Consider the following 26,281-nt stretch of genomic DNA (forward strand, 5'->3'; position numbering starts at 1 on the left):
ATTATTTTTAATCTTGTTCTTCATCATCATCGTCTTCATCGAAATCATCAACTTGAATTTTAGTTAATTTCGATAGATGTTTGTGTTTTCCGACGACAAGTGGCACATGTTCAAATGTTACATCACTATATTCTAAACCAAACCATTTAGCCGGATCAAAAGCTAGTTTCTTAATACCTAGCTTAAGTTGCATGACTAATGTATCTAACGCACTTAACGACGTCACACGCGTTAATTCTTCTTTAATCAATACGAAAGCAAAATCGCCAACTTCACGCCCTGGCATAATTGAATATTTCTGCGGTTGTTTCGGTAACTGACCTGAACTCATTAAATCATGGACAATTTGACGGATATAAACATTCACTTCTTGATTGACTCTAAAACCTAAACGCAATTGAACATTGACAATATAATCCGTCCCCATCATATCTACATAATACTCTTTTGTATAAGGTTGATCGGTAACAAAGACATTCACAAACCAATAAACCTTAGCTTTTTTAGGACTCTTATCTAAAATAGAGTACATGAGTTCACGACCAACTTGGTGCCCTTTAATTTTAGAAGTTAAAAAGACAATATTGGTTTGATATTGCGGCACACTTTCATCTTGTCTTAATTCATCTAATTGATCTTTATAATCATATAATGAGACACGATCTGAACTTTTTTCTTGGATGACATTACCACGATGCCAAATCAACATAATCAACAGAATAGTCACTGCGATTAAAACAGCAACATACCCACCATGTAAGAATTTTGTTGCACTTGAAATAAAGAAGACACTTTCAATCATCCCAAAGAAGAAGAAAATTCCAAAAGCTAAGATTTTCGGTGTTTTAATTTGAATCAAGTAGAATAAAAGTAAAATTGTGGTCATTAACATTGTAATTGTGATTGCCAAACCATAAGCTGCCTCCATATGTGCAGATGTTCTAAAGGTTACCACAATACTTAAACAACCGATTAGTAATAGTGTATTGACAACTGGAATATAAAGTTGCCCTTTTTGATCAGTTGGATACACAATTCTTAAACGAGGTAGTAATCTTAATTTAATTGCTTCTGAAACTAATGTATATGAACCCGAAATCAATGACTGTGACGCAATAACAGCTGCTGCAGTCGCAAATAATACGCCAACAACTGTTAATGAACTAGGCATCATTCTAAAGAATGGATTTAACATTTCTATTTCTTGATACATTGGATTATCTTTAACGCTAATAATCCAAGCAGCCTGACCAAAATAGTTTAAAGTCAAACAAATTTTGATGTAAGGCCAACTAAAACGAATGTTCTTACGTCCTGCGTGACCTAAGTCTGAATACAAAGCTTCAGCTCCAGTTGTTGCTAAGAACACACTTCCTAAAATAAAGACACCCATTTTATTTTCTGGCGACATCAAGATTTTCAAAGCGTAAATTGGATTTAATGCTCGAATCACTGACAAATCTTGAGCAAAATTAAAAAGCCCTATCGCGCCTAAAAAAGTGAACCATGCTAACATGATTGGACCAAATGCAGTCCCTACTTTTTGTGTCCCAAACCGTTGAATCATAAATAATGAAATAATAATTACCATTGTAATGACAACAATCACATGTTGATTATCACCAAATACATTATAAAATGTTGGGATTCCGCGTAAGCCTTCAATCGCAGTCGTTACTGTTACTGCAGGGGTTAAAACACCATCTGCTAGTAATGTCGCTCCTCCAATCATTGCCGGAAAAACTAAATACTTACTCATTTTTTTCACTAGTGTGTAGAGTGAAAAGATACCACCTTCGCCATGATTATCTGCACTTAAAGCAATCATGACATATTTAACCGTTGTTAATAGTGTTAACGTCCAAAAAACCAACGAAACCGCACCTAAGATAAAATCCTCTGATACTAAAGCTAAACCACCATTTCCTTCAATGATCGCTTTCATGACATAAAGTGGACTTGTTCCAATATCACCATAAACGACACCCATCGCAATTAAGGCGCCACCCATTGTAAATTTGTCCAAATTATCTTTTTTTGCTGCACTTTCCATCGTTACTTCCCTCTCGCTTTCTCATTCCTATCCTTTTATTTTTATAATGACTAACATAACATTTTCATAAATTTAAAAATTTACAAAATATAAGAGCCATTATACATCAAAATTGCAAAATTAACAGTGCTTTTTACAATACATTTTCATTTCTTTTTAACAACTCAAAAACACTGTTATTTCAACCCTTACGCTAAACGAGTATTCAATCAGGAGCTCTATAAAACTTGTGTTATTTCATTTATTGTTTTCTTTCATAAAAAAACAGTGCTATTATAATGAATTCACACAATTCAAACGACTTACAACTCGATTCGTTGTCTACAACATGATAGAATATAGCTATTACAATAGAAAAAGGATGAATTAAGTGAGAAACTCATTAACTAAAGTTAAACGCGTTGTGGTCAAAGTTGGGACCAGTTCGCTTGTACTAAAAAATGGTAAATTAAATTTACGCTCAATCGATCAATTAGCATTTGTTTTAACTTCACTAACAAATCAAGGCTATGAAGTTACTCTTGTCTCTTCCGGAGCGATTGGTGCAGGGTTACAAAAACTTGGTTTAACTAGTCGACCAAGCACAATTGCTAAACAGCAAGCCATTGCTGCCATTGGCCAATCTGAACTAGTCAAAACATATTCGCAACGCTTTGAAAACTATAATCAAGAAATTGCACAAGTCTTAATGACGCGTGATATCGTTGATTTCCCTGAAAGTCGAAAAAATGTCATCAATACTCTAAATGAATTACTCAAGATGAAGCTTGTTCCCATTGTTAATGAAAATGACAGTGTCGCAGTTGATGAATTAGATCACCAAACTAAATTTGGTGATAACGATCAACTGTCTGCAATAGTCGCTAAGTTAATCGATGCTGACCTGTTAATTATGTTATCTGATATTGATGGCTTTTATTCTGGTAATCCGCAAACAGATCCAACTGCAACTTTATTTTCAACTATCACGGAAATCACACCTGAATTGACTGAAGCGGCTGGTGGCGAAGGAAGTCGTTTTGGTACCGGCGGCATGGCAAGCAAGTTAAAAGCCGCACAACGTATTTTTGATTATAACGGTCAAATGGTCTTAGCCAATGGCGCAGACCCTAGTATTATTTTCGACATCATTGATGGTCGTGAAGTTGGCACATTATTTTCCAATCACTAATCATTTGAAAGGAGTAACACCTTATGACTGACTTAACTATTCTTGGACAACAAGCTAAAGTTGCAGCTCGCACACTATCAATTGCGACTACAGCACAAAAAAATCAAGCTTTAAATGCAATTATTCAATCTTTAAATACTTATGAATCTGAAATACTAGCAGCAAATCAAAAAGATATTGCCACAGCCAAAGAAAACGGCATTTCAGACCCAATGATCGATCGTCTCCTACTAACAAGTGAACGCTTAAAAGCGATGCAGGCAGATATTCAAACCATTATTGATCTCAATGATCCTATCGGAAGTATGGATAAAGTTTGGGTCAATGAAGATAATTTATCTATTGGAAAGCAGCGAGTCCCCTTGGGTGTTGTCGGTATTATTTACGAATCTCGTCCTAACGTTACAACAGATGCAGCTTGTCTTTGTTTTAAATCGGGAAATGCTATTATTTTACGTGGCGGAAAAGAGGCTCTTCATTCAAACAAAGCACTAGTAAACGCAATGCAATCAGCTCTAGTAGCAAATAGTTTTAAAAAAGAAACGATTCAATTAATTGAAGATACATCACGTGAAACAGCGCGCGAATTTATGCAACTCAATGATTATCTAGATGTCTTAATTCCTCGTGGTGGGGCTAATCTGATTCAAACAGTTGTCAAAACAGCATCAGTACCAATCATCGAAACGGGAACAGGTAACTGTCATGTTTATGTTGATTCTGAAGCACAAATCCAAATGGCTATAGATATTGTTGTTAATGGCAAGTGCCAACGACCTAGCGTCTGTAACGCAATTGAAACGGTCATTGTTCATGAAGAAATTGCCGCAAACTTTTTACCGCAACTTGAGGAAGCTTTAGCGCCGCATAAAGTTGAACTTCGTGCTGACCAGGCAGCTAAAAAATACTTAACACATGCAAAAGACGCAACAGAAGAAGATTTTGCAACTGAATTTCTAGATTTAATTTTAGCAGTTAAAACTGTTTCTTCACTTGATGACGCAATGATTCATATTGATCAATATAGTACGCGTCACTCTGAAGTCATTATTACAGATAACTACTTCACTTCACAGAGGTTTGTTAAAGAAGTTGACGCAGCAGCTGTTTATATTAATGCTTCATCTCGTTTTACTGATGGTAGTGTCTTTGGTTTTGGTGGTGAAATCGGCATCAGTACCCAAAAACTCCACGCACGTGGACCAATGGGATTAAACGAATTGACTTCGATTAAGTATGTTATCTTAGGAACTGGACAAACACGTTAAAAAAATCATAAAAAAACTAGTGCACGAAATACCAAGCACTAGTTTCTTTTTATCTTTATTTACGACAGTCGCACCACATAATGAGATTCTTTTTAATTTTAAGCCTAATGTTTTCAACTTTGTTGTATGTTATAATAAATATCGTTAATTACATATGGAGGATTTTCTATAATGAGACAAGCTAGAAGAAAAACGAAGAAAAAAATCTGGGGATTTGGCGTCGCCGCCTTTTTCATACCAGTATTAATTATGTTCCTGGTTTATTTAAGCCTTGGAATTTATTGGGGAAGTGAACGAAGTGTTTTAGCTAGTGATGCTTTTGCACAATTCTCCAATTTTCACGCAAGTTTTAACAACGTACTACACGGGGAACAAAGTATTTTTTATACTTGGAATGCCTCACTCGGCCTCAATTTTTGGTCATTAATTTCATACTATCTGGGTGGTATCTTTACACCACTGGTTTTCTTTTTCAAGAACCAAAATATTCCAGACGCCTTATATCTGATTACCTTAGTAAAAATTGGCTCTGCCGGACTTGCTTTTTGGTTTTATGCTAAAGAAACATTTAAATTAAATCAATGGAGTATCCTTTCGCTAAGCGTCTCCTACGCATTGATGTCGTTTAGTATCGCACAATCTGAGGTCATTATGTGGTTAGATGCGATGGTTTACTTACCACTTATTATTTTAGGCATTAACCGTATTTTTGAAAATAAAAAACCAACTTTACTCTTTGTCGCTTATTTTATGTTGTTTGTATCTAATTTTTATTTCGGTTTTATGATTGGAGTCTTCTCATTCCTTTATTTCATAGCAAAACTATTCCTGAATAAAAAGGAAGCTAAAAAACGAGTAGTTCCTTATTTTTTAACGGCTTTCACAGCAGGTATCAGTTCAATGATTTTAATTTTACCATCTATTCTTGATTTAAAAAGTAATGGTGAAACACTTACTAAGTTGACAATGCTAAAGACAGAGGCAACTAGTGCTTGGGACATTATCGCTAAAAACATGATTGGTTCCTACGATACAACCAAATATGGTTCCATTCCATTTATTTATATTGGTTTAATTCCACTTGTATTTTGTATTTTCTATTTTATTACCAAGAAAATTAGTTTAAACGAGAAAATTGCTTACGGTAGTATCATGGCTTTTATTTTCCTATCATTTTACTTAGATCCATTAAATCTATTTTGGCATGGAATGCATGCGCCAAATATGTTCTTATTCCGATTTAGTTTCCTATTCTCTTTCACTGTCATTATGTTAGCAGGTTATGGATGGGAAAAATTTGAGAAAGAAGATAGCATCTATTTTATTGGCACAAGCATCATCTTAATCGTTCTCTTTGTACTTGCCAAGCTAACAACAGCGCCAGAACACTTTGATTTCATTTCACTAGAGTCACTTGCTCTTACAATTTTATTTATGATTTTATATATTTTACTAATGAGTCTCTATCATCAAGGTAAATTTTTAATGAAACATCTTGCTGTACTACTCTTTTTCTTAATGGCTGGAGAAGCATTTTTAAATACCAATTTCATGTTAAATGGGATTCTCGACGATTGGAACTATGCATCACGAAGTTTGTATTCTGATCCTTATAAATCAATCGATTCACTCGTAAATCGTGCAGAGAAAGAAAACGAAAATAATTTCTATCGACTTGAATCACTTGATGATGTTTCTTCCAATGATACATTTAATTATGGCTACAGCGGTATTAGCATGTTCTCTTCTGTTCGTAACCGACACTCATCCGGACTCTTAGATACACTGGGATACCGTTCGCAAGGCACGAATCTAAATATTCGCTACGACAACAATACCGTAATGATGGATAGCCTTTTTGGGATTCGTCACAATATCAGTAAACAACCCGTTAATAAATTTGGCTATGAAGTCATCGAATCAAAAGGTGAATATCAGCTGTATCAAAACTCATTAGCATTACCATTAGGAATGTTAACTGATAAAGATTTATATAATTTAAAATTACCTGATACTGATAATTTAGGCTCACAAACAATGTTAATGAATCAGCTTTCTAATTTAACAACAGAATATTTTGATTTCATTAAACCTAAATTAGTCAAATCTGAAAATACTAAAATTATTCCAAAAGGTGATCAAAAAGTTCTTTATCAAGAGAAGAAACCTGATATCGGCAAGAAACTGACTTTCAACGTTTTAGTACCTGCAGGACAACAAGCTTATATTAGTATTTTTCCAACAGATTTTGGTTTGTTGGATGGCTCTTCGGCAATTGTTACTTCTCAAGGTGTAACTAATCGTTCACAAATTGATATTACTGGACAATACTATAATTTAGGTTACTTCTCTCAAGAATCAACGATTCAATTTACTGTCGAATTCACCGGATCGCCAGAAGTAGAAGTCATTGAACCAACTGTTGTAACACTAGATACCAACCATTATCAAACTGCAATTCGTAACATTCAACAAAAAGATGTGAAATTTAAAGTTGATAAACGTCATGCCTATGCAAATGTTAATCTAGTTGAAGATCAAGTACTCTTCACAACAATTCCTTATGATAAGGGTTGGACAGCGCGAATTGATGGAAAAAAAGTTAAAACAAAACCATTTGAAAAAGGTTTACTAACCTTCAATGTACCAAAAGGAAAACATGATATTGAACTATCTTACTTACCGCCAGGCTTAAACCTAGGTTTTGCTTGTTTATTCCTTGGTATTGCAACGTTTTCTGGTTATGTACTATTCTTTTACAATCCTCAATCTAAACGTAAATCAAGTAACACTAATAGTTCCTCTTCAAGAAGACGCTCTAAATAAAAAAGAAGCCATCAAACTTATTAAATAAGTTTGAGGGCTTTTGTTTGTTCTAAGAAATTTAGTTGGATTAGCCTAAATTAGGTGCTTGACCTAATTCAGCAAATAGCATCCATAATGTTTTTTCTGTTTCACCTTTCATACCAATAAAGATATCTTGAGTGACATGGTCACCTTCTTCTTCAGTAATTGTAATTGCTTCTGCACTTAATTGACGAAGATATTGATAACCAGAGATAAGAACTTCGAGATGTTCTTTCATTGTTTTATCATAAGTTCCAGGAGTATCTTTAATTTTTGTGTGTTCAGCAAATTCTGTTAACGTTGAATATGGGCTACCACCAATTGTGATTAAACGTTCTGCAATAACATCTAATTGATCATTAATACCATCCATATACTCATCCATTTTTGGATGTAGTGTTAAGAAATTTTGACCTCTCATATACCAATGAGCTTGATGAATCACTACAGCAAACTGACTTAAATCGGCAACAGCTTGGTTTAAAATTTCTTTTGTTTTTACATTACTCATGAACAATTCCTCCTTTAATTACTATATCTATAGTAACACTTTAAAAGAGAAAATTAAAACAATAAGAACTAAAGTTTTTTTTCAGCTTTTTGAACAGCATTTTGAACAGCTTTATTCGTTTCTTGTTCATATGTTTCCATATCATTGACTCCTGCGATAAAAGCAAGCATTAATTGGTTTATCTCTTTATCTTGGCCATCCTTCAATTTCCATTGTCTCTTATCTTTTAAAAATGTCAATTCGACTTTAACTGACACTTTTTTTGTATCCGATTTATTTAAGGCTGATAAAAACGAACTCATGACTGCTTCTTGTAACTCAGCTGTCTTATCATTATTTTCTTCACTGACAATCGGTTTATCTAAAATATTCGTCAATGTATTTTCGATAACTTGCGCATAATCTAAGCCACGAATATCATACGATATTTTAACAAATTCATCTGTCTCATCAATAACATTTACTTCATATTTGGCCTTATTTTGAACTGCCTCGATTAGACTTGCTGATAGTTTATCTTTGTCTTTATCTGATAATTCATCGACTATTGCATCAAAAACATCTGAAAAGTGTGATTCAAAAGTATTCATTTTGACACGAAGTTGCTTTTCTAAAAGATCACCTTCAACAAAATATTCTTTAAAATTTTTACTATCTTTATAATAAATAAAATTATTCACAAAAGTTGTTCCAACTGTTTGAGGGGTTAATTCTTTAGATTGGCAGCCAGCCAAAATAAACAACAAGATGGTCATCATTGCTATGCCAAATGATTTTATTTTCTTCATATACTATCTCCCTAAAGGTTATCATATATTAAATTTAACACATTTGAGCATAAAATGTACTTTTTTAAACGAAATTGTCGATAAGTTTTGCGTATCTTATTCAAAATAGAAAGAAAGAGGGCAAATTAACTTGTTTATGATATTATTTATTTTTTATTTTGGCTGCCTAGTTGGGTCATTTCTTGGTGTACTCGCAATACGAATACCTAAGAAAGAAACATTTATTCTGAGTCGCTCGAAATGCGACTATTGTCAAAAGGATTTATCTTTTTTTGCATTAATCCCATTTTGGCAATTAATATTTCATAGAAACTGCTGCACTTATTGTAAAGAAAAAATTTCAAATTATTATTGGATAGTTGAATGTTTAAGCGGTTTTTTATTTTTGATTGGATTTTTTAATCCCTGGACACTTGAGTACAGGCTTTGTTTTTACCTTAGTCTACTGTTGTTCATGCTTAGTTTGACTGATTATTTTTACGGCATTGTTGAACCTTTACTTCTTTATCCTATCGTTCTTATGTTAATCGTGCTTCAAGCCAATAGTTATACACGGCTTTTTCCACATTTTCTGGATATGTTACTAATTTTTTGTCTTTTCTCACTGTATAATTACCTTTTTCCACAACAAATCGGTGGTGGTGATATCCAATTACTGACTTTTTTAGTCTTTTTCACTGGTTTATACTCACTTTTGTGGATAATTCTATTAGCATCACTTTGTGGCATTCTTTATACACTACTAAAAATGCTTTTTATCCACAATCGAACTCACAAATTGCCATTTGTCCCCTTTATTTCACTCGCTTTTCTGATTGTGACATATTTTTATCCCCATTTTGCATAAAAAAAATCTAAAAGCGTTCGCATTGAACACTTTTAGATTTTTAATTTTTATTTATCTTTTAAAGCATCAGCAGCAGCCATTTGTGCTTCAATGTCACTAATACTATAAACATTTTCGCTAGCCACGCCAACTTCTTTTGGTTCCATGTTACGATATTTTGGCATACCAGTACCGGCAGGAATAATCTTACCGATGATAACATTTTCTTTAAGACCAAGTAACTCATCTTTCTTACCGCGAATGGCAGCATCTGTTAACACACGAGTTGTTTCCTGGAATGATGCAGCAGATAAGAAACTGTTAGTTTCAAGAGATGCTTTCGTGATTCCTAATAAGACAGGACGACTTGTCGCTGGATTTCCACCGCTAACTAACGTATTGTAGTTTCGGTCTGAGAATTCAGCAATATCAAGTAATGTACCTGGTAGAATTTCTGAATCACCTGGGTCCATAACACGTACTTTACGTAACATTTGACGTACCATTACCTCAACGTGTTTGTCACCAATTTCTACCCCTTGCATACGGTAAACTTTTTGTACTTCTTTAAGTAAGTAGTTTTCCACAGTCAAGACGTCTTTAACTTGTAATAATTGTTTAGGATCAATTGAACCTTCTGTTAATGGTGTACCACGATCAATAATGTCGCCTTCAGCAACTTTCAAACGAGCTGTAAATGCTACATCATATGTTCTTGTATCTGTTTCACCTTTAACAATAACTTGTTTTGTACGATCTGCTGGATCTTCTGATACTTCAATAACTTCACCAGCAACCTCAGAAATCACAGCAACCCCTTTTGGATTACGTGCTTCAAAGATTTCTTGGATACGAGGTAAACCTTGAGTAATATCATCTCCGGCAACCCCACCCGTATGGAACGTACGCATTGTTAATTGGGTACCAGGCTCACCGATTGATTGAGCGGCAATTGTACCAACTGCTTCCCCAACTTCAACTTCAGAACCTGTTGCCAAGTTACGGCCATAACAGTGTTTACATACACCATGTTTTGTATTACATGTAAATACGGAACGAATTGTAATTTCTTCAATACCAGCTTCCGTAATTTGTTTACAAATATCTTCAGTAATTAGTTCATTTGAACCGACAATCATTTCACCGGTTTCAGGATGAACAACTGATTTACGAGTGTAACGACCTAACATACGCTCTTCAAGCGTTTCGATAACTTCGTTACCTTCTTTCATTGCACGGATATTCAAGCCACGATCTGTACCACAATCTGTTTCACGAATGATAACATCTTGGGCCACGTCAACTAAACGACGTGTTAAGTAACCTGAATCGGCTGTTTTAAGGGCCGTATCCGTCATACCTTTACGGGCACCGTGAGTAGAGATAAACATTTCTAAGACTGTTAACCCTTCACGGAAGTTAGAAACGATTGGTAACTCCATGATACGTCCGTTTGGAGCTGCCATCAAACCACGCATACCAGCTAACTGTGTAAAGTTGGAGATGTTACCACGGGCTCCAGAATCACTCATCATGAAGATTGGGTTACGATCATCTAAACTTTCCATCAGTTTCAATTGGATTGCATCTTTCGTTGCATTCCAGACTCCAATAACACGTTCATAACGTTCGTCATCCGTAATCAGACCACGACGGAATTGTTTTGTAATTGTTTCTACTTGTTTATGTGCTTCTTCAATCATACCTGGTTTCTCATGTAAGACCACGATATCCGCAATCCCAACAGTCATACCAGCATAAGTCGAATGTTTATAACCTAAGTCTTTCATTCTATCTAACATTTTTGAAGTTTCAGTAATTTTGAATCGTTTGAAGACTTCAGCAATGATATTTCCAAGATTTTTCTTCTTGAATGGACCGACTGGCTCTTGCTCTTTAATATGAGCAGCTACATCAGTAGCAGCTTCAACGAAGTATTTATCTGGTGTTTGAACAGTTAAATTATAGTCAGTAGGTTCATTTAGATAAGGGAACTCTGGAGGCATAATCTCGTTAAAGATTGCTTTACCAACTGTTGTAATCAACAGACGTTCTCTTTGTTCAGGTGTAAATGGTTTTTCAGGCATTGAGCTTGTTTGTAATCCAATACGAGAATGTAAGTGGACATATCCATTTCTCCACGCTAAAACAATTTCATCTAAGTCACGGAAAATCATACCTTCACCAATTTGGCCGGGTTCTTCCATTGTTAGATAGTAGTTACCTAAAACCATATCTTGAGATGGTGTAACAACTGGTTTACCATCTTTAGGGTTCAAGATATTTTGAGCCGCTAACATTAACATACGTGCTTCAGCTTGTGCTTCCTCATTTAAAGGAACGTGAACCGCCATTTGGTCCCCATCAAAATCGGCATTATAAGCCTCACAAACTAATGGGTGAAGACGAATCGCGCGACCTTCAACTAAGACAGGCTCAAACGCTTGGATACCAAGTCTATGCAATGTAGGTGCTCGGTTAAGTAATACTGGATGTTCTTTGATTACATCTTCTAAGACATCCCAAACTGCATCTTCTTGACGTTCAATTTGGCGTTTTGCATTTTTAATGTTATTCGCAATTTCGCGTTTTACTAATTCATGCATCACAAAAGGTTTGAATAATTCAATGGCCATTTCTTTTGGCAGACCACATTGGTACATTTTTAAGAAAGGTCCAACAACGATAACTGAACGACCAGAATAGTCAACACGTTTACCTAATAAGTTTTGACGGAAACGACCTTGTTTCCCTTTCAACATATGAGATAAAGATTTCAATGGGCGGTTACCTGGTCCAGTAACTGGACGGCCACGACGACCATTATCAATTAACGCATCTACCGCTTCTTGTAGCATACGTTTTTCGTTTTGCACAATAATACCAGGTGCATTTAAGTCTAATAAACGTTTCAAACGGTTATTACGGTTAATCACACGACGGTATAAATCGTTCAAATCACTTGTTGCAAAACGTCCACCTTCTAATTGAACCATTGGACGTAAATCCGGTGGGATAATTGGCACAACGTCCATTACCATCCACTCAGGATTATTACCAGAAGTTCTAAAGGCTTCTAAAATATCTAGACGACGAATTGCACGCGTTCTTTTTTGACCTTGTGCTGTTTTCAATTCTTCTTTTAATTCCACAACTTCTTTTTCTAAATCAACATCTTCTAACAAGCGTTTGATTGCTTCTGCACCCATGCTTGCTTGGAAACCTTGACCATACTCAAGACGTTTTTCGCGGTATTCACGTTCTGTTAATAATTGTTTTCTCTCTAATGAAGTATCTCCTGCATCTGTTACTACATATGATGCAAAATAGATAATTTCTTCCAACGCACGTGGGCTCATGTCTAAAACAAGACCCATACGACTTGGGATTCCTTTGAAATACCAGATATGAGTAACTGGAGCAGCTAACTCAATATGTCCCATACGTTCACGACGAACTTTAGAACGAGTGACTTCAACGCCACAGCGGTCACAAACGATTCCTTTATAACGAATACGTTTATATTTTCCACAAGAACATTCCCAGTCCTTAGTAGGACCGAAAATGCGTTCGCAGAAAAGACCATCACGCTCAGGTTTTAGGGTACGGTAATTGATAGTTTCTGGTTTTTTCACTTCACCATAAGACCAGCTTCTAATTTTTTCAGAAGAAGCTAATCCAATTTGCATACTTTCAAATTTATTTACATCGATCAAAAGATGTCCCTCCGTTTCTTTGTCTATCAGAATAACAGTCTTTATCATTGCTTATTCTTTATTTGTCTTGTGCATCTTTCAACGATTGTTCTGCTTTTTCTTTTTCAGCTTGTTCTTTAGCAAATTTAGCTAGAGCATCCACTGTAATTAAATCATCGTCTTCATCATCCATGTCACGTAGTTCGATTTCTTCATTGTCAGCATCAAGGACACGCATGTCTAAACCTAATGCTTGCAATTCTTTCACTAATACGCGGAATGATTCTGGAACACCAGGTTTTTGAATTGGTTCACCTTTAACGATTGATTCGTATGTTTTCACACGACCAACAACGTCATCAGACTTGTAAGTTAAGATTTCTTGTAAGGTATAAGCAGCACCGTATGCTTCCAGTGCCCAAACTTCCATCTCTCCGAAACGTTGTCCACCAAATTGAGCTTTACCTCCAAGTGGTTGTTGCGTTACTAATGAGTAAGGTCCAATTGAACGAGCATGTAGTTTATCATCAACCATATGCGCAAGTTTCAGCATGTACATTACCCCAACAGAAATACGGTTATCAAATGCTTCACCAGTACGTCCATCGTAAAGAATTGTTTTTGCATCGCGCGCTAGGCCAGCTTCTTCAACTGTTGCCCAAACATCTTCCTCATCAGCACCGTCAAAGACAGGTGTTGCTACATGGATACCTAATGAACGAGCAGCCATACCTAAGTGTAACTCAAGTACTTGTCCGATATTCATACGTGATGGTACCCCTAATGGGTTTAACATGATATCAACTGGTGTACCGTCTGGTAAGAACGGCATATCTTCTTCCGGCATAATACGGGATACAACCCCTTTATTACCGTGACGACCGGCCATCTTGTCACCTTCATTGATTTTACGTTTTTGGACAATATAAACACGAACTAACATGTTAACGCCTGGTGATAATTCATCGCCAGCTTCACGAGTAAAGATCTTAACATCGTGAACAATACCGCCACCGCCGTGAGGAACACGAAGTGAAGTATCACGAACTTCACGTGCTTTTTCACCAAAGATTGCATGTAATAAACGTTCTTCAGCTGATAATTCAGTCACACCTTTAGGCGTTACTTTACCAACTAATAAATCACCATCTTTAACTTCAGCACCAATACGAATAATACCCATTTCATCAAGGTTCTTAAGCGCATCTTCACCAACGTTTGGTAATTCACGTGTGATTTCTTCAGGTCCTAATTTAGTATCACGAGCTTCTGATTCATATTCTTCAATATGAATTGAAGTATACACATCATCTTTAACCAGACGACGACTCATAATAATCGCATCTTCATAGTTGTAACCTTCCCACGTCATGAATGCAACCAGTACGTTTTGGCCTAAAGCTAATTCGCCTTCTTCCATAGATGGACCATCAGCTAAAGTGTCACCAGCTTCAACTCGTTCATCTTTACGAACGATTGGACGTTGGTTGTAACTTGTACCCGCATTTGAACGGTGGAATTTAATCACATTATATTTATCTAATGAACCGTCTTCACGACGAACACGAATTTGTTTAGCATCAACAAACTCAACAATCCCATCATGTTTACATAATAGAGCTGCACCAGAGTCATGCGCTGCTTTATATTCCATACCAGTACCAACAAGTGGTGAATGTGGTTGGATTAACGGCACTGCTTGACGCTGCATGTTGGCACCCATTAAGGCACGGTTAGAGTCATCGTTTTCCAAGAAAGGAATACATGATGTTGCGACCGCAACTACTTGTTTTGGTGAAACGTCCATGTAGTCAACTTTAGAAACAGAGACTTCTAAGTTTTCACTTTGTAAACGAGCCATTACTAATTCTTCAGCAAAGCTGCCATCATCATTTAATGGTGAGTTCGCTTGCGCTACCATATAATGGTCTTCTTCGTCAGCTGTTAAGTAATCAATATGTTCAGTCACGCGACCAGTTGAACGATCAACACGACGATAAGGTGTTTCGATGAAACCATATTTATTTACTTTAGCGTAACTTGATAAACTGTTGATTAACCCAATATTCGGGCCTTCAGGCGTTTCAATCGGACACATACGACCATAATGCGAATAGTGAACGTCACGGACTTCATAGCCGGCACGGTCACGAGTCAAACCACCCGGTCCTAAGGCAGATAGACGACGTTTATGTGTTAACTCACCAAGAGGGTTTGTTTGATCCATGAATTGAGACAATTGAGAAGAACCAAAGAATTCTTTCATTGCTGCAACAACTGGACGAATATTAATCAATTGTTGTGGTGTTAATGTTTCAGTATCTTGAATTGACATACGTTCACGAACCACACGTTCCATACGAGATAAACCGATACGGAATTGATTTTGTAATAACTCACCAACTGAACGAATACGACGGTTACCTAAGTGGTCAATATCGTCAACGTTCCCAATACCTTCTTGTAAGTTAAAGAAGTAACCCATTGTTGAGATAATATCTGCTGGACGGATTGTACGAACAGAATCATCTAAGTTAGCATTACCAATCATGTTAACCACACGTTCAGGATCTTTTGGAGAAAGAACTTTAATGACTTGGATTGTCATTGGTTCAGTTACAACACCATCTTCTGTTGGATAGAATGTCAAACTATTAATACCAGCATCTAAATAGCTTTCTAAGTTTTCCATAACAGAGTGTGTAATTACAGTTCCTTTTTCAACGATAATTTCGCCTGTTTCAGGGTCAACTAAAGTTTCACCTAAAGTTTGATTCAACAAACGTGTTTTTAAGTTTAATTTTTTATTTACTTTATAACGACCAACTGCTGCTAAGTCATAGCGTTTTGGATCAAAGAATCTTGAGTTAAGTAAGTTTCTTGAGCTTTCCGCTGTTTTTGGCTCACCAGGGCGTAGACGTTCGTAAATATCTTTCAAGCCTTCTTCCGTACGAGAATCACTTGAATTTTTATGAATATCTTTTTCAATTGTTGCTTGTAAACTTTCGCTTTCACCAAAGATGTCTAAAATTGTACTATCAGAACCAAAACCTAATGCTCTGACAACAACTGTTAGAGGTAACTTACGTGTACGGTCGATACGAGCATATGATAAGCCTTTCGCATCTGTTTCAAGCTCTAACCATGCACCACGGTTAGGAATAATTGTTGTACCAAAACCTTCTTGTCCATTTTTTTCTGTTTTACCATTGAAGTAAACACCAGGAGAACGAACTAACTGTGATACCACAACTCGTTCTGCCCCATTGATGATAAATGTTCCCATTTCAGTCATTAATGGGAAGTCACCAAAGAAGACTTCTTGAGACTTAATTTCACCTGTTACTTGGTTGTCTAAACGTAAAGTGACATGAATCGGTGCAGAGTAGTTTGCATCGTGAGCACGAGCTTCTTCTACTGTATATTTTGGTTCTTTCATTTCATAATCAACGAATTCTAGTGATAATTTGTCACTGAAATCTGTGATTGGTAAAATGTCCTCAAACATTTCGCGTAACCCTTCATCTAAAAACCACTTGTAAGAGTCTGTTTGAATTTCAATTAAATTTGGCAATTCTAGTACTTCACTGATCCTAGAATAACTGCGTCTTTCTCGGTGTTTGCCGTATTTTACTACGTGTCCAACCAAATTAGTCACCCCTCTGAGTTTTTTCAAAAGCCTTTATGTTTCAAAAATTAAAGTTTGGTTACAAAAATGTTACATAACCATTTTTAAGTAAAAAAAATACAAAAATAGAGTCAGTTCTGTATATTTTGACCGTTCTATTTTTGTTTTACTATCAATTAAAGGAATATGGACAATATTTCATACCCTTTAACGCTTGAAACATAAAGCATTCTGCAACTAATCATTTTAACGCTTAGAACTGCTTTTGTCAACCCGTGTTTTAGCGATGATGATTCCATTTCGAGCAACTCGCATAAAATTAAATAAAATCACCCAAGACGAAAGATACATTTCTTTCGTCTTGGGTGATTCTCTATTAAAAATTAACCTCACTTTTCGCTCACTATAATATAGTAGCCTTTATCTTTTTTTACGATTTCAGCATTCCCAAAAATCTCATCCATTTTCTTTTGTGCACTTGGGGCACCTTGTTTTTTCTGAATGACGATTGTTAGTGTACCACCTGTTTTAAGATGTGCGTGTGAGCCTTCAATAATCGCATGAACCACTTCTTTACCAGCTCGAATAGGTGGATTACTTACAACAGCGGCAAAATCAGTTTTCGTTACCTTTTCATAAATATTTGAAGCATAAATTGCTGTCTTCGCAACTTGATTACGTTCCGCATTTTCTTGTGCCAATTCAATCGCCCGTTGGTTGATATCAACCATATGAACACCGCGACCTGTTTTAGTGGCCAGCGACAAACCAATCGGTCCATAGCCACAACCCACATCTAAAATTTCGCCTTCTGGTAAAACTGCTTCATTAAACTGTTCAATCAAAACACGTGAACCATAATCCACTGTTTTCTTTGAAAAGACATTGCTGTCGGTCATAAACTTAAATGTTTTACCGACTAGTTCAAATGTCCATTGTTGGCGATTGTGAGATGCCTCTGGTCGCTCACTATAATAATGACTCATTATTTCCCCTACTTTCTTAACTTCTCTACTATTAATTGACCCAACAGCTCATAACCCTCATCTGAAAAATGGAGGCCATCTGCTTGTAGATAATGATTTGGATTACTATTTTTTTGCATTTCTTCTAATAAAGAGATAAAAGAAATTTGATACGCCTCTGCTATTTTTCGAGCAGCTTCGTCATATGCCTTTAAACATGCCAAAGGTCTCTCGGTCGCATAGAGCGTCTGACAAGCGTAAGGTGTACCGATTAAGATTACACGATTTGTACCAATTTTTGTTACTAAATCTTTTAAATTTACCTTAAACAATTCTAAAGAGACATCACTTAAAAGAGACACATCGTTTGCACCGAAAAAGACTGTCACTTTATCAGGTTGATAGGCCACAACATGCTCCTCAACGCGCAGCAGTCCATCACGTGTGGTATCACCTGGGATACCCGCATTTCTAATTGTATATGCTAAAGTACGTGATCCAATCGCATCATTTAATTTAAGCGTGATTTCACCCTCAGTATATCCGGCTGTAATACTATCACCAAATAAAATTAATTTTTGCATCGCAATCCATCCTTCGTACTTTGACTTGTTTTGTGCTATAATCGTTACAACTTATTTATCATATCATGAATTGGAGCGTTTTGAATATGTTTATTAAAACACCACAAACAAAAAAATGTCGCGAATCGCGTATTATTCAAACTCACCGTATTTTTCCAGCAGATCTCAATGCCCATAAAGCATTATACGGTGGAAAATTAATGTCTTTCATCGATGATACGACATCAATTTCAGCATCACGTCACTCAAGACGACCAGTCATGACTGCCAGCGCAGACGAATTAAACTTTCTACATCCTTTATATGAAAATCATTCTGTCTGTGTTGAAGCCTATGTCACTGGTACAGGACACAAATCGATGGAAATCTTTACAAAAGTAATTGGGGAAGATTTAGATACTGGGGAACGTTACTTAGCGGCAACTTGCTTTATGACCTTTGTTGTTGTGAATGTCGAGGAAGACTATGCTGGCGTGCCAAAAGTTATTCCGGAAACACATGAAGAAGAAGCCATTACAGAAGGTTATGAAGAACGTCGTTTGAAACGACTATTAAATTTCAAACAAAATAAAGAATTAGCCTCTCATCTATCCCTCTCTATCCCGTGGATGGATGAAAAAGAACATTAATTTAGGAGTATTTTCATGGATGAAACAGCAAATTTTTACCGAGTAAGTCGTAAAGAGTGGCAAAGTTTTTATCGTAACGGGGTGCCACCATTAACCAATGACGAACTCCAACAAATAAAAAGTGTGAACGACAATATCTCACTTCAAGATGTTCAAGATATTTATATTCCACTGACCCATTTGATTAATATTTACATTAAAGAATATGAGTCGTTACAATTGAGTAAAGGCTTATTTATGCAAAAATTCGCAACACCATCACCATTTATTATTGGTGTTGCCGGAAGTGTTGCTGTTGGCAAAAGCACAACAGCGCGTCTCCTACAAATGATGCTCTCACGAATTTTTAAACGCAAACACGTGCAGCTAATTACAACTGATGGGTTCCTTTACCCAACCAAGACACTTGAAGAACGTGATATTTTAGACCGCAAAGGATTTCCTGAAAGTTACGATATGGAAAAATTATTGAACTTTTTAAACGCTGTCAAAAATGGCGAAGACGATTTAAAAATCCCGGCCTACTCTCACGAAAGCTATGATATTATTCCAGATGAATTCGAAACCATCACGCAACCAGATATTCTGATTGTCGAAGGAATTAACGTCTTGCAGTTGCCAAAAAATGAACAAATATATGTTAGTGACTTCTTTGATTTCTCAATTTATGTCGATGCTGACGAAGAATTAATCGAGTCTTGGTATTTAGAGCGCTTTGAAGCATTATTAGACCTTGCAAAAGAAGATAAAACTAATTATTATTATAACTACGCAAATGGACCGCGTGAAGAAGCACTCGACTTTGCTAAAGATGTGTGGAAAAAAGTGAACGCTGAAAACTTAGCCAGCTTTATTCTCCCAACTAGAAGCAGAGCCGACGTGATTTTACATAAAACAGAACACCATGTTATCGATGAGATTTTCATGCGTAAGTTCTAAAAAAATAAAAGAAAGATAGGGTGAATCCATTGACACAAGTATCAGACTTTAAGGATTTAGAAAAAATTGTTGTGCTCGACTACGGTAGCCAATACAATCAATTAATTACTCGCCGCATCAGAGAATTTGGGGTATTCTCAGAACTTCTTAGCCACAAAATTAGTGCTGAAGAAATCAAAAAAATGGCGCCAAAAGGTATCATCCTTTCAGGGGGACCAAACAGCGTCTATGACGAAAGCAGTTTTTCAATTGATCCGGAAATTTTTAATTTAGGAATTCCAGTTTTAGGTATCTGCTATGGCATGCAATTAATGACTCATAAACTTGGTGGTACAGTTAAAACAGCTGACCACTCTGAGTATGGTAAAGCGATGATTGATGTACAAGGTGAAAGCGACCTCTTAGCAGGTTTACCAACACATCATCAAGTTTGGATGAGCCACGGTGACTTAGTTGAAGAAGTCCCTACTGACTTTGCTATTACAGCCACAAGTCCAAACTGCCCAATTTCTGCAATGGAAAACAGAGCTAGAAATCTTTACGGCGTCCAATTCCATCCAGAAGTTCGTCATTCTGAATATGGTAATGACGTTTTACGTCACTTTGCTTTTGACATTTGCCAAGCTAAAGGTGACTGGTCAATGGGAAGCTTTATCGAAATTGAAATCAACAAAGTACGCCAAATGGTTGGTGACAAAAAAGTGCTACTTGCTCTTTCAGGTGGTGTGGATTCAAGCGTTGTTGGTGTCTTACTACAAAAAGCAATTGGCGACCAATTAACATGTATCTTTGTAGATCATGGTTTATTACGTAAAGGCGAAGCTGAACAAGTTATGGATAGCTTAGCTGGAAAATTTGGCTTAAACATTATCAAAGTGGACGCTCAAAAACGTTTCTTAGATAAATTGGCTGGCGTTTCCGATCCAGAACAAAAACGTAAAATTATCGGTAATGAATTCATCTACTTATTTGATGATGAAGCAGCTAAATTAGATGGGATTGATTTCTTAGCTCAAGGTACGTTATACACTGACGTGATTGAAAGTGGAACAGATACAGCCGAAGTCATCAAATCACACCACAACGTAGGTGGCTTACCAGAAGACATGGAATTTACATTAATTGAACCATTAAATACATTGTTCAAAGATGAAGTTCGTGCCTTAGGTATGGAATTAGGCATGCCAGAATCATTAGTATGGCGCCAACCATTCCCTGGACCTGGATTAGGTATCCGTGTCTTAGGTGAAATTACTGAAGAAAAATTAGAAATCGTCCGTGAAAGTGACGCTATCTTACGCGAAGAAATTGCCAAAGCTGGCTTAGATCGCGATATCTGGCAATACTTCACTGTCTTACCAGGCATCCGGTCAGTTGGTGTTATGGGAGACGGCCGTACTTACGACTACACAGTTGGTATTCGTGCGATTACATCAATCGACGGCATGACTGCAGACTTCGCTCGTATTGATTGGGACCTATTACAAAAAATCTCTGTTCGTATTGTGAATGAAGTCGATCACGTTAACCGTATCGTGTATGACATTACGAGTAAACCACCTGCAACTGTGGAGTGGGAATAGTAACAGCTTAACTCTATTTTAAGATATTGATACAATAGACTCTAAAACCAATTGTTTATTACATTTTTTATAAAAAATAGAAAGATACCAACAAAATGTAATCCGTTTTGTAACGAGTAAAAGCCCAGTCTAAAATGACTGAGCTTTTATTTTTTCTCATAGAGATTCCCTACTATTTCTGATTTAGAAAAACTAATTTCCCAATCACCATTATTTCTGATTTAGAAAAACTAATTTCCCAATCACCATTAGATGTATTTAAAAATGAATACTTTGAAATTTCAGTATCGTATCTTAATACTGGTACGATATTACTTTTTGTAGTATGACCATCAATAAAATAATGGCTTTTCTCATCCCAATAAATTGAACCAAAATAGCTTTCATCACAAGCCACCTCTTCTGAATAAACATGACCACTAATAATATCTTTATAAAATTTTCCTTTCGTCGCTGGATATTTACCTGTAAAGACATAATCAGGCGTTCCTACTTTCCAAAAGTCCTCAGCGTCTTCATCAATACCTGCATGAACAAAAATTTGGGTTTCAGTTTCAAAATAACGCTTTTCTTTAGTTTTTTCCCTTAACCAACTAAGTAGCTCCTTATATTTTTCAGACTGCATAATTTTCTGATGTAACACATTATTTAGTTCTACTAAGTCTGCGCTAAATGCATCTGAATTCTTAGTTTCATTGATAATATTCTGTATTTCAAATTCATTAAAAAAACTCATTACTGTTTCATATCCTATTTTCAAAGCATGAAAATCATTCATTTCTTTATTTGAAAATAACCAATCAACTAACCATTCATCATGATTGCCCAACAATACCACTACTTGATTTGGATAACTCTTTTCAAAATTCATAATCTCTTTTAATACTTTAAATGATTCCGAACCACCATCAACATAATCACCTATAAATACTATTACATCAGAAGGTTCTAAATGGATATATTTAAGAGAGTTCATCATCGCATCATAGCAACCATGTATGTCGCTCATCGCATATATTGTTTTCATTCATAACAATCCTTTGTCACATTATTTTTAAACCTAATATCATTATTTAGTTCTCATTTTTTCGATCATCACGTTCCAATCATTATCGTGACAATCAATCAATTAAATGTCTTTTAATTTCAAATTTTTATCATGTAAATTCTGAATTTTAAGCTGTACAAAAATTATACAGTCTAAAAAAGGACTTCAACAATTTATTCTTCCGTGATAATTTCACTAAACCAACGAATGTTTGCCATTTTATCCAACTCTTCTTTTTTATAGCAAGTTAAGTCGACTAAGCCTAGTTTCTCACACAGTATTTTTGTAATCCATTTTCCTCGTTCCATGATGAGTAAATTTACCGTAAAATAGAATTTTTCAAATTCTTCGATTGCGTTCGGTACTTTATTTTCAAAGTGATGATGCCAAAACTCTCTGACCATATAATTGGAATCAACAAATGGTTGAAGATAATATTTCTTGACGAAGCTCTCCCACATTTTATCACCATATTCTAAATGAACCCACGAATCTCTCAAATCTTTCAATGTAAGATCCCAGTAATCGCGACAATTTCCAATTCCTCTACCTTGATTCATCCATGACAATAACACGATAAAATTACCGATAGAATGGGTCAATTTGGAGAATCTTTTAATTTCTTGGAGTAAGTTTATCGTCGTTTTCTCTTTCTCTAATCGCTCTAAATTATGCTTATTAAAATAAAATTTCTCAATATCACTCATTTTTGCTTCAGAATACCACTTATCTAGTTTCGGAATTTCACTAAATACTTCCTGCCACGTTACTTCATTTTCTTTCGAGAAAGGACTTTTATTCACAGCTAGCAATCGGTTAAATGTCGTCTTGAAAGAATTCATACAGTCGCCTCGTAAGTTTTCTATTTCTTGAGGATTCCAGTCCAACAAATCATAAATATAAACTGGCTCACGATCACAATGAGGCTTATCATTCTCTTTTGCAAATGGATGCAGTTTTTTATTTCTTTCAGATAAATGATTACTTAAATAATCTAATTCCAACATTAAACTTGAGTCACTTGCTTGAATATCATTTTTTAAATAGCATTGCTTAAAGTCAAATTCCCATGGAACGATATTTTTTTCATCACAATAAAGTAACCAATTTTTTACCCACGCTTCTTTAGTATCGATAATAATCCCCCTTTTAATCATGATTTTATTTTTACATACAAAAACTATGCCTTAACTTATTCTATAAAACATCAACATAATAAGCCAATCATAGTCATAAAAAAAACGTAAGGCTTCCTTACGTTTTCTGTCTATCCTATTAATTTTTAACTGCTTTAATTCGTCTAAATGATTGCTCGGCCTTACCTGTATGTAATTGCCATGTATGCCAAAATACGAATGGTAATGCAATCACCGCATTGGCAATGCCCCAATATTTCATGACATCCGGATTAAACCAAGTGCTTGAATTCATAATTTTAGGGAACAATTCTGGTACAATTGCACGAACTAAAAGGTGTGTTGCTAACGTGTAAACTCGCGCAATCACATATAACTCTGGACGTCCTTTGATGATTGGATAAACTTCCGCGGCTAGTAAAATACAGATTGAGCTCGCAAAGAAAGTTGCTCCTTCTGCATAAACAAAAGCCATATTCCATGTTGTATATAAAAAATTCCACATAATTGTTGTATAAACTAAAAGGTCACCATTGTTTTTATTTTCAATATCCCAATATTTTGGTGCATATGGAATGGTAATACATAATACAATTCCTGCTAAAGCATTATAAAAGTTACCCATTTGTAAATCTTTGATTGTTGCTTCAGTAATATTTAGGAATAGAATGCCGTATAAAAACCACAACATCCAATTTTTTCTTAAAAAGCTCCAAGTACCACCTGTTTTATTGTCAGCATTAGCGACTCTAGCAAATCCAAGAACAATTGTTGGCAAGATGACACTTAATATTTTTACCCATCTAAACCAACCAGATACGCCACCTGTCATAATCCACAGTGGAAAAGTCAACAATGTTGCTGACCAAAACCAACTAGAAAAACGATAATTCTTTCTCATGACTTCCACAATTAACATTAAAATGCCAATGTAGACAATCATTGATACCCCATACTTCAAAACTAATCCCATTTCATCTCTCCTTAATAATCACTAGTAAAAAAACGTTTGCATTTTAATACAATCCTGATTATAGCAGAAGTTTCCAAATAGTAAATGAGACCATCATCAAAAATTATGATAGTTCTATTAGAACAATGCCCTTATTTCTCATGACTATAATACATTCATAATTTTTAATAACAATAATATCAACAATAATAGTGAAACAGGCGGAACAACACGAAGTATCCACCTCGATACATTCATTCCCACTTCACGTTCTCGTTCAAAATCAGGATTTTCTTGATCCTTAATAAAGTCTCTCGGAAATCGAGCCCAAAACAAACCATCAGTCATTTTTAGGATAAATCCAATCCCAATTAATATTAAACTGATAACAAGCAACACAGCAGTAATATCGATTCGCAATGCAAACATCTCGCCATCGCCTTTCTAAAATGAATTTTTCTTTAAATTCGTACAAATCTTAGTGTTTCTCCTGTCAAAATAAGGTATATTGATTGAGATGAGCAGATGCTCAATTTTATTAAAGTAGGTGAATACAATGGGTAAATATCAATTAGATTCAAAAGGAAAAACTTCCGTTACAAAATATCATGAAAAAAATACACCTGAAAAAAATGATAAGAAACAATATCTACAAGACATGCGCGAGAAATTCTTGAAAAACAAACAGAATAAAGCGAAATAAACTAAAATATAAAATCACAGTCAACCTCTTTTTTTAAAGAAACAAACTGTGATTTTTTATTTACAACTCGATTTCCATCAATGTTTGTGCCAAATGAGTTTCAATTTTATGATGATGATACTCCTCTGTTTGTCGCTTTAATTCCTGTAAATCCACGTCTTGTTTTAAATGACTTAACACTAATTTTTTAACATTTGCTTCTTTTGCTAACAAGCCTGTCTCCTTTGAAGTAAGATGGGCATGATGTCCTTCCATGCCTTCTAAAAAATAGGTGTCGGTGATTAAGACATCCGCATCCTGACAAAATGGAATCAAGTCTGCAAAATAGCCAGTATCAGCTGTAAAAACCAAAACTTTCCCCGTTTCACGTTCAACAATTCGCATCGCAAAACATAGTACAGGATGAACTGTTTTTAGAAATGATATTTGAAATGGCCCTATTGTCAATTCTTTTTGCGGCTGATAGGCGATTCCTTTTGAAACTCCTGGTAATGTTAAGGCATTAAAATGGGCTAAATCTTCACTATGACCATAGATTGGTAACTCTGCAATTGGTGCTGATGGTTTTAATTGACGTAAATATTGGAGCACACCTAAGTCAGCAATATGATCATGATGATAATGTGTCAAAATGACCGCATCCAAGACTAACGGATCCAATATTTTCTCTAACTGAACTAAAGTCGTACTACCCGCATCTAGTAATAAATGAAAATCACCTGATTCCAATAGAAAAGAAGTCGTGCCTTCACCTTGATGTGGATACGCACCCCAATAGCCTAGAATTGTTACTTTCATAATCATGCACCTCTTCGTATATATATTTATCCCAATTTTACCGATAATTGTTATCTTGTACAACTCTCTTATATTTTAAATAACTAGTATTGTCAAAATTAAATGAGCTAATACCGCTATTCACAGTAAAAAAATCATGTTAAAATAGGCAAGAATC

At 35.6% G+C, this 26,281-nt stretch carries 20 protein-coding genes; 8 read left to right on the plus strand and 12 right to left on the minus strand.

All coding sequences use genetic code 11. The features are described 5' to 3' along the window. Positions 1 to 7 precede the first annotated feature (7 nt). Positions 8 to 2,053 (minus strand): KUP/HAK/KT family potassium transporter, encoded by a 2,046-nt coding sequence (locus ESZ54_RS07995; RefSeq protein ID WP_136137142.1) that lies wholly within the window; start codon positions 2,051 to 2,053, stop codon positions 8 to 10. A gap of 370 nt (positions 2,054 to 2,423) precedes the next feature. Here ESZ54_RS07995 and proB point away from each other — a divergent pair, with 370 nt between their 5' ends. From proB to ESZ54_RS08010, 3 genes are all read left to right on the plus strand, one after another. Continuing rightward, a complete protein-coding gene (gene proB, locus ESZ54_RS08000) occupies positions 2,424 to 3,224 on the plus strand; it encodes a glutamate 5-kinase (RefSeq protein WP_136137143.1) in 801 nt (266 codons plus the stop codon). A gap of 23 nt (positions 3,225 to 3,247) precedes the next feature. Then, entirely contained in the window at positions 3,248 to 4,492 is a 1,245-nt protein-coding gene (locus ESZ54_RS08005; protein ID WP_136137144.1) for a glutamate-5-semialdehyde dehydrogenase, read from the plus strand. Positions 4,493 to 4,663: 171 nt separating this feature from the next. Further along, complete coding sequence (locus ESZ54_RS08010) at positions 4,664 to 7,318, plus strand: YfhO family protein (RefSeq protein WP_136137145.1); 2,655 nt, start codon at positions 4,664 to 4,666, stop codon at positions 7,316 to 7,318. 67 nt (positions 7,319 to 7,385) lie between these two features. Here the strand turns inward: ESZ54_RS08010 and ESZ54_RS08015 are convergent, their stop codons facing one another. Continuing rightward, positions 7,386 to 7,850, minus strand: coding sequence for a Dps family protein (locus tag ESZ54_RS08015; protein ID WP_136137146.1), 465 nt, complete (start codon positions 7,848 to 7,850; stop codon positions 7,386 to 7,388). Between the two features lie 68 nt (positions 7,851 to 7,918). Next, positions 7,919 to 8,638, minus strand: coding sequence for a DUF5105 domain-containing protein (locus tag ESZ54_RS08020; protein ID WP_136137147.1), 720 nt, complete (start codon positions 8,636 to 8,638; stop codon positions 7,919 to 7,921). A gap of 136 nt (positions 8,639 to 8,774) precedes the next feature. Here ESZ54_RS08020 and ESZ54_RS12840 point away from each other — a divergent pair, with 136 nt between their 5' ends. Further along, positions 8,775 to 9,485: a prepilin peptidase gene (locus tag ESZ54_RS12840; protein ID WP_420824360.1), complete on the plus strand. Its 711-nt coding sequence runs from the start codon at positions 8,775 to 8,777 to the stop codon at positions 9,483 to 9,485. A 47-nt stretch (positions 9,486 to 9,532) separates the two neighbouring features. Here ESZ54_RS12840 and rpoC read toward each other — a convergent pair whose 3' ends face one another. The 4 genes from rpoC to ESZ54_RS08045 all read right to left on the minus strand — a co-directional run bounded on the left by rpoC (position 9,533) and on the right by ESZ54_RS08045 (position 18,336). Then, positions 9,533 to 13,180 carry a DNA-directed RNA polymerase subunit beta' gene (gene rpoC, locus ESZ54_RS08030; protein ID WP_136137149.1) on the minus strand — a complete coding sequence of 1,216 codons (3,648 nt, stop codon included), beginning with the start codon at positions 13,178 to 13,180 and terminating at the stop codon, positions 9,533 to 9,535. A gap of 58 nt (positions 13,181 to 13,238) precedes the next feature. Next, the gene (gene rpoB / locus ESZ54_RS08035; RefSeq protein WP_136137150.1) at positions 13,239 to 16,817 is read right to left on the minus strand and encodes a DNA-directed RNA polymerase subunit beta; all 3,579 of its coding nucleotides are present in this window, start codon (positions 16,815 to 16,817) and stop codon (positions 13,239 to 13,241) included. 359 nt (positions 16,818 to 17,176) lie between these two features. Further along, positions 17,177 to 17,776, minus strand: coding sequence for a class I SAM-dependent methyltransferase (locus tag ESZ54_RS08040; RefSeq protein ID WP_136137151.1), 600 nt, complete (start codon positions 17,774 to 17,776; stop codon positions 17,177 to 17,179). 5 nt (positions 17,777 to 17,781) lie between these two features. Continuing rightward, positions 17,782 to 18,336: an SGNH/GDSL hydrolase family protein gene (locus ESZ54_RS08045; RefSeq protein WP_136137152.1), complete on the minus strand. Its 555-nt coding sequence runs from the start codon at positions 18,334 to 18,336 to the stop codon at positions 17,782 to 17,784. A gap of 86 nt (positions 18,337 to 18,422) precedes the next feature. Between ESZ54_RS08045 and ESZ54_RS08050 the strand changes: the two genes are divergently transcribed. The 3 genes from ESZ54_RS08050 to guaA are packed head-to-tail and all read left to right on the plus strand — an operon-like array spanning position 18,423 to position 21,487. After that, positions 18,423 to 18,965, plus strand: coding sequence for an acyl-CoA thioesterase (locus tag ESZ54_RS08050; RefSeq protein ID WP_136137153.1), 543 nt, complete (start codon positions 18,423 to 18,425; stop codon positions 18,963 to 18,965). 15 nt (positions 18,966 to 18,980) lie between these two features. After that, complete coding sequence (gene coaA, locus ESZ54_RS08055) at positions 18,981 to 19,904, plus strand: type I pantothenate kinase (RefSeq protein ID WP_136137154.1); 924 nt, start codon at positions 18,981 to 18,983, stop codon at positions 19,902 to 19,904. Between the two features lie 29 nt (positions 19,905 to 19,933). Next, entirely contained in the window at positions 19,934 to 21,487 is a 1,554-nt protein-coding gene (gene guaA / locus ESZ54_RS08060; RefSeq protein ID WP_136137155.1) for a glutamine-hydrolyzing GMP synthase, read from the plus strand. A 172-nt stretch (positions 21,488 to 21,659) separates the two neighbouring features. Here the strand turns inward: guaA and ESZ54_RS08065 are convergent, their stop codons facing one another. From ESZ54_RS08065 to ESZ54_RS08080, 4 genes are all read right to left on the minus strand, one after another. Further along, complete coding sequence (locus ESZ54_RS08065) at positions 21,660 to 22,514, minus strand: metallophosphoesterase (protein ID WP_136137156.1); 855 nt, start codon at positions 22,512 to 22,514, stop codon at positions 21,660 to 21,662. Positions 22,515 to 22,708: 194 nt separating this feature from the next. After that, on the minus strand, positions 22,709 to 23,692 hold the full coding sequence (locus ESZ54_RS08070) for a hypothetical protein (RefSeq protein WP_136137157.1): 984 nt from the start codon (positions 23,690 to 23,692) through the stop codon (positions 22,709 to 22,711). A gap of 118 nt (positions 23,693 to 23,810) precedes the next feature. Beyond that, complete coding sequence (locus ESZ54_RS08075) at positions 23,811 to 24,644, minus strand: hypothetical protein (protein ID WP_136137158.1); 834 nt, start codon at positions 24,642 to 24,644, stop codon at positions 23,811 to 23,813. Between the two features lie 144 nt (positions 24,645 to 24,788). After that, the gene (locus ESZ54_RS08080; protein ID WP_136137159.1) at positions 24,789 to 25,052 is read right to left on the minus strand and encodes a hypothetical protein; all 264 of its coding nucleotides are present in this window, start codon (positions 25,050 to 25,052) and stop codon (positions 24,789 to 24,791) included. A 127-nt stretch (positions 25,053 to 25,179) separates the two neighbouring features. Between ESZ54_RS08080 and ESZ54_RS12570 the strand changes: the two genes are divergently transcribed. Then, positions 25,180 to 25,326: a hypothetical protein gene (locus tag ESZ54_RS12570; RefSeq protein ID WP_204249524.1), complete on the plus strand. Its 147-nt coding sequence runs from the start codon at positions 25,180 to 25,182 to the stop codon at positions 25,324 to 25,326. 60 nt (positions 25,327 to 25,386) lie between these two features. Here the strand turns inward: ESZ54_RS12570 and ESZ54_RS08085 are convergent, their stop codons facing one another. Further along, positions 25,387 to 26,124, minus strand: a complete 738-nt coding sequence (locus tag ESZ54_RS08085; RefSeq protein ID WP_136137160.1) for an MBL fold metallo-hydrolase — start codon at positions 26,122 to 26,124, stop codon at positions 25,387 to 25,389. Positions 26,125 to 26,281: the final 157 nt, after the last annotated feature.

Source organism: Vagococcus silagei (assembly GCF_004795745.1).
GTDB lineage: Bacteria > Bacillota > Bacilli > Lactobacillales > Vagococcaceae > Vagococcus > Vagococcus silagei.

What these genes read in the sequence shown, in the direction of transcription:
- ESZ54_RS07995 (WP_136137142.1), bottom strand. Translation starts at nt 2,053, where the DNA reads ATGGAAAGTGCAGCAAAAAAAGATAATTTGGACAAATTTACAATGGGT.
- ESZ54_RS08005 (WP_136137144.1), top strand. Translation starts at nt 3,248, where the DNA reads ATGACTGACTTAACTATTCTTGGACAACAAGCTAAAGTTGCAGCTCGC.
- ESZ54_RS08010 (WP_136137145.1), top strand. Translation starts at nt 4,664, where the DNA reads ATGAGACAAGCTAGAAGAAAAACGAAGAAAAAAATCTGGGGATTTGGC.
- ESZ54_RS08015 (WP_136137146.1), bottom strand. Translation starts at nt 7,850, where the DNA reads ATGAGTAATGTAAAAACAAAAGAAATTTTAAACCAAGCTGTTGCCGAT.
- ESZ54_RS08020 (WP_136137147.1), bottom strand. Translation starts at nt 8,638, where the DNA reads ATGAAGAAAATAAAATCATTTGGCATAGCAATGATGACCATCTTGTTG.
- ESZ54_RS12840 (WP_420824360.1), top strand. Translation starts at nt 8,775, where the DNA reads ATGATATTATTTATTTTTTATTTTGGCTGCCTAGTTGGGTCATTTCTT.
- ESZ54_RS08045 (WP_136137152.1), bottom strand. Translation starts at nt 18,336, where the DNA reads ATGCAAAAATTAATTTTATTTGGTGATAGTATTACAGCCGGATATACT.
- ESZ54_RS08050 (WP_136137153.1), top strand. Translation starts at nt 18,423, where the DNA reads ATGTTTATTAAAACACCACAAACAAAAAAATGTCGCGAATCGCGTATT.
- coaA (WP_136137154.1), top strand. Translation starts at nt 18,981, where the DNA reads ATGGATGAAACAGCAAATTTTTACCGAGTAAGTCGTAAAGAGTGGCAA.
- ESZ54_RS08065 (WP_136137156.1), bottom strand. Translation starts at nt 22,514, where the DNA reads ATGAAAACAATATATGCGATGAGCGACATACATGGTTGCTATGATGCG.
- ESZ54_RS08070 (WP_136137157.1), bottom strand. Translation starts at nt 23,692, where the DNA reads ATGATTAAAAGGGGGATTATTATCGATACTAAAGAAGCGTGGGTAAAA.
- ESZ54_RS08075 (WP_136137158.1), bottom strand. Translation starts at nt 24,644, where the DNA reads ATGGGATTAGTTTTGAAGTATGGGGTATCAATGATTGTCTACATTGGC.
- ESZ54_RS08080 (WP_136137159.1), bottom strand. Translation starts at nt 25,052, where the DNA reads ATGTTTGCATTGCGAATCGATATTACTGCTGTGTTGCTTGTTATCAGT.
- ESZ54_RS12570 (WP_204249524.1), top strand. Translation starts at nt 25,180, where the DNA reads ATGGGTAAATATCAATTAGATTCAAAAGGAAAAACTTCCGTTACAAAA.
- ESZ54_RS08085 (WP_136137160.1), bottom strand. Translation starts at nt 26,124, where the DNA reads ATGAAAGTAACAATTCTAGGCTATTGGGGTGCGTATCCACATCAAGGT.